This is a genomic window from Parvimonas sp. D9, from assembly GCF_035282565.1.
Taxonomy (GTDB): Bacteria; Bacillota; Clostridia; order Tissierellales; family Peptoniphilaceae; genus Parvimonas; species Parvimonas micra.
Map to the genome: position 1 here is coordinate 1 of NZ_JAYKBM010000021.1, position 1,059 is coordinate 1,059.

Genomic DNA, 1,059 nt, shown 5'->3' on the forward strand with positions numbered 1-1,059 from the left:
GGATTTGCAAAATCTTGCCCTCCGCAGTCAAGGACGTCTTGAATATGACGAAGTCGGGATTCGTAGTCAGAGTCTGCCACTGATCCGTCGAAATTGTCGAAGACATAGTAGGTGAACTCAGGAGAGCCATCCTCTGCACGAATGCCCGACATCGACTCGCGAAAGACGTTTGGATCATATTGATGTCCTGAGATAACTTCGCCATCGAAACCACGGAATGATGGCTTTTCCCTGAATAGCGCACGAAGATGACGCTGCTTCCACTCTTTGCCTGAACGGCTCAGAGGTACACACGATGGACCACCCAAAACACGCATGCCATCAATCTTCGGTTGGAACCAAAGAAATCCTGCATCACGGAGGTGTGCTTCGATCTTGCGCTCATTGAACGTAGCCGCAAGCATGGCACGTATAGTCATTAAGCCATTCCCTTCTTGGAATACTTCAACACAATAGGCTCAATGCTCAGAGGCTCTTCGCTGGAACGCTGCCGAAACACATATGCTTCGTCAATGTCACCCTCACCTGCATTGCCTATAATCCCACAAACAGCAGGCCACGAAAGATCATTACGCCTTTTGATCACCTTGCTTTTATGGTATGCCAGGATTCTATAGAGACTCATATGCTTCTCCCTAATCAATCTATTATATAGAATGTTTAAAAGGCTAACAACTCTTTTCTGCTGGTCAGAAAAGTATGTCGTCGCCCTTAGGAAGCAGCTCACCAGCCTCATCACGCACCTTAGTGCCTTTGATCCAGGAATCCATCAGACGGCATAGAGCATCCAGCTCGGCATCACCTAGCAACGGCTTAGGCACTTCGATACTCAGCATAGTCTTAGTCTTGACTTGTGGCTGTGAATCTTGGAATAGCTTTTTGGCGCCTATGTTGGGTGATTGGCGTGCTGCCTCCAGGAATGGCTGAGATATCACACTTCCAGGATACCACAGAGAGGTTCCGTGGTGGTTGAGGCTGTGTTCAAAGGTTGCGGCACGTGGTGCGGCTACTACCTTCTGCAGATATGCACTGTCTTTCGACTGCTGCATATACTTGGCA

Annotated in this window: 2 protein-coding genes; both read right to left on the minus strand. The window is 48.6% G+C overall.

All coding sequences use genetic code 11. The annotated features are described in order from the left end of the window. A partial coding sequence (locus VJI94_RS07795) for a hypothetical protein (protein WP_324008929.1) occupies positions 1-404 on the minus strand: 404 nt, incomplete at its 3' end. Between the two features lie 285 nt (positions 405-689). Further along, positions 690-1,059: hypothetical protein (locus tag VJI94_RS07800; RefSeq protein ID WP_324008930.1), on the minus strand; the 370-nt coding region annotated here is incomplete at its 5' end.